Origin of the sequence: Aeromonas sp. QDB23, assembly GCF_027707745.1 — a bacterium.
Lineage (GTDB): Bacteria > Pseudomonadota > Gammaproteobacteria > Enterobacterales > Aeromonadaceae > Aeromonas > Aeromonas allosaccharophila.
Map to the genome: position 1 here is coordinate 148,583 of NZ_JAPCJA010000005.1, position 8,790 is coordinate 157,372.

Annotated in this window: 5 protein-coding genes; 2 read left to right on the top strand and 3 right to left on the bottom strand. The window is 62.5% G+C overall.

The genetic code is table 11. The features are described 5' to 3' along the window. Window positions 1-2: 2 nt before the first annotated feature. Window positions 3-1,232, bottom strand: coding sequence for a DEAD/DEAH box helicase (locus tag PG888_RS04325; RefSeq protein WP_182938743.1), 1,230 nt, complete (start codon window positions 1,230-1,232; stop codon window positions 3-5). Between the two features lie 144 nt (window positions 1,233-1,376). Here PG888_RS04325 and PG888_RS04330 point away from each other — a divergent pair, with 144 nt between their 5' ends. Then, window positions 1,377-2,204: a transporter substrate-binding domain-containing protein gene (locus PG888_RS04330; protein ID WP_182938742.1), complete on the top strand. Its 828-nt coding sequence runs from the start codon at window positions 1,377-1,379 to the stop codon at window positions 2,202-2,204. 58 nt (window positions 2,205-2,262) lie between these two features. On the opposite strand, the gene tpx is transcribed toward PG888_RS04330, so the two are convergent. Further along, the gene (tpx, locus tag PG888_RS04335; protein WP_182938741.1) at window positions 2,263-2,763 is read right to left on the bottom strand and encodes a thiol peroxidase; all 501 of its coding nucleotides are present in this window, start codon (window positions 2,761-2,763) and stop codon (window positions 2,263-2,265) included. Window positions 2,764-2,949: 186 nt separating this feature from the next. Here tpx and PG888_RS04340 point away from each other — a divergent pair, with 186 nt between their 5' ends. Further along, a complete protein-coding gene (locus PG888_RS04340; RefSeq protein WP_182938740.1) occupies window positions 2,950-5,403 on the top strand; it encodes a zinc/cadmium/mercury/lead-transporting ATPase in 2,454 nt (817 codons plus the stop codon). Window positions 5,404-5,615: 212 nt separating this feature from the next. Here the strand turns inward: PG888_RS04340 and pulA are convergent, their stop codons facing one another. Beyond that, a complete protein-coding gene (pulA, locus tag PG888_RS04345) occupies window positions 5,616-8,729 on the bottom strand; it encodes a pullulanase-type alpha-1,6-glucosidase (RefSeq protein WP_232093601.1) in 3,114 nt (1,037 codons plus the stop codon). Between the last annotated feature and the right edge of the window lie 61 nt (window positions 8,730-8,790).

Genomic DNA, 8,790 nt, shown 5'->3' on the forward strand with positions numbered 1-8,790 from the left:
TCTCAGCCGCGTGGCGTCTTGCCCTTGAACGCCTTGACGCTACGCTTGGCCTGCGTGCGCCGATTGGCCTGCTTGTCGCGAGCCGGGCGCTTGCCCTCGCCGCTGGCGGGCTGGTCGGTGACCGGGAATCCGGCCAGATCGCCCAGCGGCAGCTCGCGGCCGGTCAGGGTGCGAATGGCTTGCAGCATGTCACTCTCGCCATGACAGACCAGCGAGATGGCCAGCCCTTCACGGCCAGCCCGGGCGGTCCTGCCAATGCGGTGTACATAGACAGGGGCGCTGGCGGGCAAGTCCAGATTGATCACCACCGGCAGCGCCTCCACATGAATGCCACGCGCCATCAGGTCAGTGGCGACCAGCACCCGCACCTGACTCTCCTTGAAATCATTGAGCGCCTGCTCGCGCACCGCCTGCTCCTTCTCGCCATGGAGGGCGGCCACCGCAATGCCCGCCTTGGCCAGCTTTCTGGCAACCCCGTCGGCATCATCCCGCGCACTGATAAAGACCAGCACCTGCGGCCACGCCTGATCCTTGAGCAAGCTGATGAGCGCCGGCACCTTGCTGCTCTTGTTGACCAGATAGAGCCGCTCTTCGATCTCGTTCACCACGCTGTTGAGGGGGTTGGCCTCGATGCGGGTGGGCTCGCGCAGCAGGCCGTTGGCCAGTGCCTCCAGCTCGGCAGGCAGGGTGGCAGAGAAGAGCAGGGTCTGGCGATCTGCCGGAATAAAACCGAGCAGCGCCTTGATGTCGGGAGCAAAACCCATCTCCAGCAGACGATCCGCCTCATCCAGCACCAGCAATTGCAGGCCATCCAGCCCCAGCAGTTGCTGGGTCAGCAGATCCCGCAGCCGCCCCGGCGTCGCCACCAGCAGCTGTGGCCCCTGCGCCAGTTCGGCCTGCTGCCGCTCTTGAGGCACACCACCACAGAGGGTAACGATGCGCAGCCCCAACGCCTCGGCGCCCTCTTTTAGCGCAGCAGTGACCTGGATCGCCAGCTCGCGGGTCGGCACCAGCACCAGCCCCTGCACCAGACTGGAGGCGGGATCCAGCCGCTGCAACAGCGGCAAGCCAAACGCCAGGGTCTTTCCGCTGCCGGTCTGGGCCAGCGCCAGCAGATCCTGCCCCGCCAGTGCCGCCGGAATAGCCAACTGCTGGATGCGGGTCGGCGTCTGCAAGGTGGCGGGCAAAGAGGCCAACAGGGCGGGATGGAGGGCTAGTTCGCTAAAGGTCATGGCGCTACGTCAACAAAGAAGTGGGAGGCGAAGTCTAGTGAGCGGGGGGAGAGAAGTAAAACCCTATCCACCATGGACCGACCGCACGGTGCGGGCGGCAGGCTGACTACACTTCACCTGACACCTTGCCAAGAGAGACCCGCCATGACCAGACACCTCCCCCTCCTGCTGCTCGTGGCTGCCCTGCTCGGCAGCGCGACGCTCGGCCTGTCGCAGACGACGGCGAGCGACAAGGGTACAGAGCAACCGAAACCGGTGCGCGTTCTCAATGCCCACCTTGGCGAGCTGCCGGGGCTGATCAATGCCGACAAGACAGGCCCCTTCGTCGATCTGGTGCACGCCATCGATGATCTCTACCCCGATGTGACCATCAAGATCACCATCTACCCCATCGCACGCGCCATGGCGGGGGTGATTGCCGGCAAGGCTGACCTGGGCCTGCCCGCCATCCGTAACCTCAAAGATGCCGAGATGCTGCCCTATCGCTTCAGCACCCGTAGTTTCGGCAAGGTGGCTCATGTGATTTACAGCAATACCACCCATCCGGTTAGCACAGATATGGCCTACGGCATAATCCCCACCAAACGGGATCAGCTGATCGAGGCTGTTCCCGACTATATGCCCTTCCCGGTGCAGCGCTCGATGAGCATCGAACAGTCACTGCGCAAACTCTCCCGTGGGCGTATCGACGCCTTTGTCTGGGCGCAAGAGGAGGCCGACCTGATGCTGAAGCATCTGGGGCTGACCAATATCCGCCGCGAATTCTTCGGTGATTTCGAAGATGTCTTCATCATCCAGAAAGGGGCGGCGGGTGACGAGATGGATGAATTTCTCCGCAACGCCATCGACCAGCTGGCCGCCAGCGGCAAACTGGCCGAGATCTACCAGAAGATCCACCGCCCCTATGTGGAGTGGCAACCATCTCCTCCCGCCAAGGCTGAGTCAGCGACCACCCCGCCCGCAACGCCCTGAACAGGCCATTCCCGCATAAAAAATCCCGCCGAAGCGGGATTTTTTATGGCTTGCAGCCTTACAGCACGGCCAGCGCGGCGGCGTAGTTCGGCTCGTCGGCCACTTCGGCGACCAGCTCGCTGTGCAGCACCTTGTTGTCACCATCCAACACCACGATGGCGCGAGCGGTCAGCCCGACCAGCGGGCCGGAGGAGAAGGCAACGCCGTAATCTTCCATGAAGGTCGCACCGCGCAGGGTGGAGAGGGTCACCACCTTGTCCAGACCTTCGGCGCCGCAGAAGCGGGACTGGGCGAACGGCAGATCGGCGGAGATGCACAGCACAACGGTGTTATCCAGCGCGCTGGCCTGCTCGTTGAACTTGCGCACTGAGGTGGCGCAGGTCGGGGTATCGACGCTCGGGAAGATGTTCAGGATTTTGCGCTGACCGGCAAAGCTTGCCAGGGTCACATCGGAGAGATCCTTGGCCACCAGGGAGAAGGGCTTGGCTTGCTCACCGGCGACCGGGAAGTGACCCGCGACGGAAACCGGGTTGCCTTGCAGAGTGACTGAGTTGCTCATGTGTTATGTCCTTTTTATTGGTGTAGTAAAAATCTGTGCCCCAGTATAAGCCTGTCACGACCTCACAAACACCCGACAACATCAGGGGAATAAAAGGGGTTGACCTTGGACTTAACACCAAGGTTTAGACTCCCCCTCAGTAATCAGGGATCTCGCAGGGGCGGGATCCATCAAGAGGGACTCATCATGAGCAAATCCTGCTGCAATCATCAGCACGCCGCCCCCATCAAGGCCGTCAGCAAGGCGGCCTCCGGCCAGAGTGAACATCACCACGATAGCCACTGCTGCGACAACGCTACGCCCGTCAGTGGCGGTTCAGCCACATCGCCTCATGAGCACGCATCCCGTGACGGCAATGAATCCCCCGGGGATGATGAGCCTCCCCGAGGAGGTTGCCACGATCAAGCGTGCTGCAGTGCCCCCTTATCGTCGGCTCACGATCATGAACATGATCACGATATGCCACCTGCCGACCCGCTGGTTGCGCCAGAGCAAGGCAACAGCCGCCACAGCTGGCAGGTGCTGGGGATGGACTGCCCCAGCTGCGCTCGCAAGATCGAGACCGCCGTCAGCCGGGTGAGCGGCGTGCAGCAGGCGCGCGTGTTGTTTGCCACCGAGAAGCTGGTTGTGGATCTGGCCCCCGGCCTCTCCCCCGATCCCGTCACCGCCGCCGTACTGGCCGCCGGTTTCCAGCTCAAGGGGGAAAGCGCTGGCAAGCAGGCCGCTGGCCGCGAGCAAGCTTCACAACCGACCCTGCTGGGCAATCTGTTTGGCAAGGCGCTCGGCAACTTTTTGGGCAAATACTGGCAGCCCCTGTCACTGGCGGGTCTGATGCTGGTCGCCGCTCTGCTACCGAGCGAAATCGGTAAGCCGCTGTTTACCCTGGCGACCCTGTGGGGTCTGTGGCCTATCTCCCGCAAGGCGTGGGCGCTGACCAAAAGCGGCTCCCCCTTCGCCATCGAGACCCTGATGACGGTGGCAGCGCTGGGCGCCCTGTTCCTCGGTGAAACCGCCGAAGCGGCCATGGTGCTGCTGCTCTTTATGCTGGGGGAACATCTGGAGGCCTACGCCGCCGGACGCGCCCGGGCCGGGGTGACCGCTCTGATGGCGCTGGTGCCCGACAAGGCGCTGCGCATCCGTACCACTGCCGAGGGCGAGGTGCGGGAAGAGGTAGCTGCCGATCAGCTGCGTCCCGGCGATATCATCGAAATCGCCCCGGGTGCCCGCTTGGCCGCCGATGCCCGTCTGCTCGATGAGCTCGGTGGATTTGACGAGAGCGCCCTGACTGGCGAATCCATTCCGGTGGAACGCCGCCAGGGTGACAAGGTGCCGGCCGGCAGTCTGGCGGCCGATCGGGTACTACGTCTTGAAGTCGTCTCCGAGCCCGGCAACAACGCCATCGACCGCATTCTGCACCTCATCGAGGAGGCCGAAAGCCAGCGCGCCCCCATCGAGCGCTTTATCGACCGCTTCAGCCGCTGGTACACCCCGGCCATGATGCTGGTTGCCCTGCTGGTGGTGCTGGTGCCGCCCCTTGTCTTTGGCCAGAGCTGGGATGAGTGGATCTATCGCGGCCTGGCGCTGCTGCTGATCGGTTGCCCCTGCGCGCTGGTCATCTCCACCCCGGCAGCGGTTACCTCGGCACTGGCGGCGGCCACCCGTCAGGGGGCTCTGATCAAAGGTGGTGCCGCGCTGGAGCGACTGGCTCATATCGATACCGTGGCGTTTGACAAGACCGGCACCCTGACTCTGGGCAAGCCGCAACTGACCGAGCTGGTGAGCCTTAATGGCCAGCCGGAAACCGAACTGCTGGCACTGGCGGCTGCCATCGAGCAGGGTTCCCACCACCCGCTGGCCCGCGCCGTGGTCGCCAACGCGACCGAACAGGGGCTTACGCTGGCCGACGCCCGCGACCTGCGTGCCCTGCCGGGCATGGGGGTTGAGGGGCGTATCGATGGCGAGCTGTGGCAACTGCTGGCACCGAGCCGGGTAGCGACCCTGAATGCGGAACAGCAGACCCGGATTGGTACGCTGGAGCAGCAGGGCAAAACTGTCGTGGTGCTCTGCCAGAGCCGCGGCGACCAGGCGCTGCCGGTCGCCCTGCTGGCGCTGCGGGATCAGATCCGGCCAGAGGCGGCGGCTGCGCTGCAAGAGCTTAATCGGCTCGGGCTCAACAGCATCATGCTGACCGGGGACAACCCCCGTGCCGCCGAGGCGATCGCCACCGAGCTGGGCATGGGCTGGCGTGCCGGTCTGCTGCCGGAGAACAAGGTGGAAGAGATCGCCAAGCTGGCCAGCTCGCAGAAAGTCGCGATGATCGGCGATGGCATCAACGATGCCCCTGCCATGAAGCGGGCCAGCATCGGCATCGCCATGGGGGGCGGCACCGACGTGGCGCTGGAGACCGCCGATGCGGCGCTGACCCATAACCAGCTCGGTGGCATCGCCGCGATGATCCGGTTGTCGCGGGCGGCACTGGCCAATATTCACCAGAATATCGCGCTGGCGCTGGGACTGAAGGCTATCTTCCTGGTTACCAGTCTGCTCGGCATCACCGGCCTGTGGATTGCGGTGCTGGCCGATACCGGCGCCACCGCGCTGGTGACCGCCAACGCCTTGCGGCTGCTGCGCAAGCGCTGATCCGGACAAGGTAGCCAATACCTATCATCCAGAAGCCGTCCCCAACCTGGACGGCTTTTCTCTTTCTATGCAAGCGACTCACCCGACAAAGAAAAAGCGCGCCTGCCGGTCGGCAGTCGCGCTTTGCTTACTCTCTCGGAGTTATCCCACCCTTGGCAAGGTGGAATTCAACCCGGGGACGCCGAGCCATCCCCCGGGCTCAATGGGTTTGCCTATGGCGTTGCCTCAGCCACGCTGACGCTCAGGGTCGGCTTCTCCTTGTTCATCGCGGTAAAGACAAACTTGTAGTTGCCTGCCTTGCTCAGGGTCATACCAACGTTATCACCCCCTTTGCACAAGGTAAGAGGGGCTGAAATGGTCAGCACGTCGCTCGGCGCACACTTGCCGTAGTTGATCGCCCCCCAGTTGGCATCGGCAATCTTGAGCGTCGCCTCACCCAGTTGCCCTTCGGCCACTGGGGTGGTCAGCTCATACATATAGTTGCCGCTAAACGCCATCTGATTGACCGGATCCCACTGGCCAAGGAAACCGCGAATAAAAATATCGGTTTTCCCGAACGGGGGCAGCGTGCTCAGGTCGGTCTTCTTGCTCACCGGCAGGCCCAGGCCTTGCTCGCCAGACTGTGGCTTGATGAACACCGCTGCCGACCAGGCTCCCAGGGTCAGGGTACCGCCATTGGCGACGGCATCGCGGGCAATGCTGTTGCTGGCATGGTGGGCCGGGCTCAACCGCAGGCTGGTCAGATCGATAGGCTGATCGTTACCGTCACGGAAGTCGCCGATGCTCTGGCTCTGGTTGGTGGCGTTGATCATCACCACCAGGCCGTCGATGGTCGGATCCAGATCCGCCCCTACGCTGGCACCATCATCCACCGTCATCACGATCAGGCCCGGCACCTGATCCGGCCCGGTGTTGCGGAAGTCGACCCGCTTGATCACCTCGGCACCGCTGCCAAGACGCAGCAGACGGGAGGAGTTGCGCAGCTCCGCCAGCTCCTGATAGAAGCTCACCATGGTCGCCATGTCGGCACCGCTCGGCTTGACATGCTGGCCCAGCACCTGCTCGATTAGCGGATAGTTGTCGCCATCCTTGTCCTTGCGCGGCAACCCCTTGTCGAAGTTGTTGTCGGCGAGGGTGTAGTCGACCTTGTTGTACCAGTCGCCCGAGTCATAGCTGTCCCGCTCCATGGACTTGGAGCGCAGCAGCTCGACACCGGCGTGGGTGAAGGGAATGCCCTGACCCAGCATGGCGGTCGCCAGCGAGACCCCCTGCATCCGCACCAGATCGGCTCCGGCAGGCGCCTTGTAGATCAGGTTGTCGAACAGGGTCTGGTTGTCGTGCTTGTCGACATAGTTCTGCACTTCCACCGGATCCTGGGCATAACCGGCAGGCTGACCGTTGTAGTCAATCTCGGCGCCTTTCTTCGGCATGCCATCCTTGTCGGTCAGCACGAACTCCTTGAGGTTGCCCGCCATGCCGAGCCGCACCAGATCAGACTGGTGCAAGGCCGTAGCCAGCTCCACCTTGCTCATTTCGTTAGGATCGACGAAGGCTCCATTGCCAAATCCCTGGGTTTCACGAATGGCATCTTTACTATCAAACGGACTGCCGCCACGCACCGCATCGCGCAAGCGGTCGGAGAAAGAGCCGATGCCGGTGCCGCCCAGATGCTTCTGGGTCGCCTGCACGAAGCGCTTGTCATCCTGAACCTCGCCGAAGTTCCACCCCTCGCCGTAGAAGTACATCTCGGGGTTGACCTTCTTCACCGCGGCCAGTGCCTGCACCATCTGATCTTTCGGGTGGTGGCCCATCAGGTCGAAGCGGAAGGCGTCGATCTTGTAGTCGCGCGCCCAGGTCACCAGCGAGTCATCCATCAGCTTGGCGAACATGGCGTGTTCCGGCGCCGTGTTGGAGCAGCAGGTGGAGTTCTCGACCGAGCCGGTCTCCGGATTGAGGCGCTGATAGTACCAGGGCACGATCTTGTCGAGCACCGACTTGGGCCCCAGTCCCGCCTCGTTGGTATGGTTGTAGACCACGTCCATCACCACGTTCATACCGATGTTCTGCTTGATGGCCTTGACCATCTCGCGGAACTCCAGAATACGTTTGGTACCCTCGGCGTTGGTGGCATAGGAGCCTTCCGGCGTGGTGTAGTGGTAGGGGTCATAACCCCAGTTGAAGGAGTCGACGCCGCGCAGGTAGCCGGAGAGCTCCTGCACCTGCGGATTATCCTTGCCGTCGCCTGACTTGAGAGCATCCAGCACCTGACCGACAGTCTGGCCGCCACCGCAGTAGGTGCCAAATTGGGATGTTTTCACATCCGGATTGACCTGACAGAGCTTGCTGAAGTCATCGCCGATATTGGCCACCTTGGCCGGATCCTCGTTGACGGTGGCGATGTCGAACACCGGCAGCAGGTGCAGGTGGCTGACGCCGCTTTTTGCCAGCGCTTTCAGATGGTTGACCGGTACAGAATCGGGTTGGGTCAGACCAACAAATTTGCCGCGCTTCTCTTCATCGGTGGAGGAATCGTTACCGGTCAGGTCACGAACATGGGCCTCATAGATGGTGATGTCGGCAGGGTTCTGCTGGCTGTGGGGTGCCTTGAGGCTATCCCACCCTTCCGGTTTCAAGGAAGGATCGTCGAGATCCACCACCTGACTGAACTCGGAGTTCATCGCCAGACTCAGGGAATAGGGATCGGTCACCTCGTAGTGCTCAACCTTGCGGCTCAGCGGGTGGTAGACCTCCATGTCGTAGCGGTAGAACTGGCCGACCAGCTCGCTGCCCCCTTCGTAACTCCAGCTGCCGCTGGCGCTGTCGAAGGTCATCGCCACTTCACCACTCTTCTGGTGGCTGGCGTTGTAGAGGGCCAGCTTGACCGACTTGGCGGTCGGCGCCCAGAGGCGGAAGGTCACCCGGTTGCCCTCCACCACGGCGCCATAACTCAGCTTGGTCGCCTCGGGGGCATAGAGCGCATCGAGGGCTCCGGCGCTCTGTACCAGAGTTGCCCCCTGCAGGATACCGTCAGCATCGGTGCCGATAGCCACCAGTTCGCCCTTGAGCAGGGGCTTGAGATCTTTCCCGGCAGGCAGGGCAAAGGCGGCTGCATCCTTGAGGTGCGGATATTTGGCCTGCTGCTCGGCAGTCAGACTGGTCGCGGTCAGAGTGACATAGGGGAAATCGAACACCCCATCGGCATTGGCCTTGATGGTGCCCGAGTCGGTGTAATAGAGGCGCACGTGGGGCTTGTCCTTGCCCCCTTGCCAGATCAGGGTATTGCCATCGATCAGATGGGCGCTGGCACCCGCAGGGCGGGAGCACACTTTGTTGATATTTTAACCAAAGAATAACTGAGCCCGATAGTCGTCATTCCAGCCGGCTCTT

Excerpts from the sequence above, each read along its gene's own strand:
- PG888_RS04325 (WP_182938743.1), bottom strand. The coding sequence starts at position 1,232 with ATGACCTTTAGCGAACTAGCCCTCCATCCCGCCCTGTTGGCCTCTTTG.
- PG888_RS04330 (WP_182938742.1), top strand. The coding sequence starts at position 1,377 with ATGACCAGACACCTCCCCCTCCTGCTGCTCGTGGCTGCCCTGCTCGGC.
- PG888_RS04340 (WP_182938740.1), top strand. The coding sequence starts at position 2,950 with ATGAGCAAATCCTGCTGCAATCATCAGCACGCCGCCCCCATCAAGGCC.
- tpx (WP_182938741.1), bottom strand. The coding sequence starts at position 2,763 with ATGAGCAACTCAGTCACTCTGCAAGGCAACCCGGTTTCCGTCGCGGGT.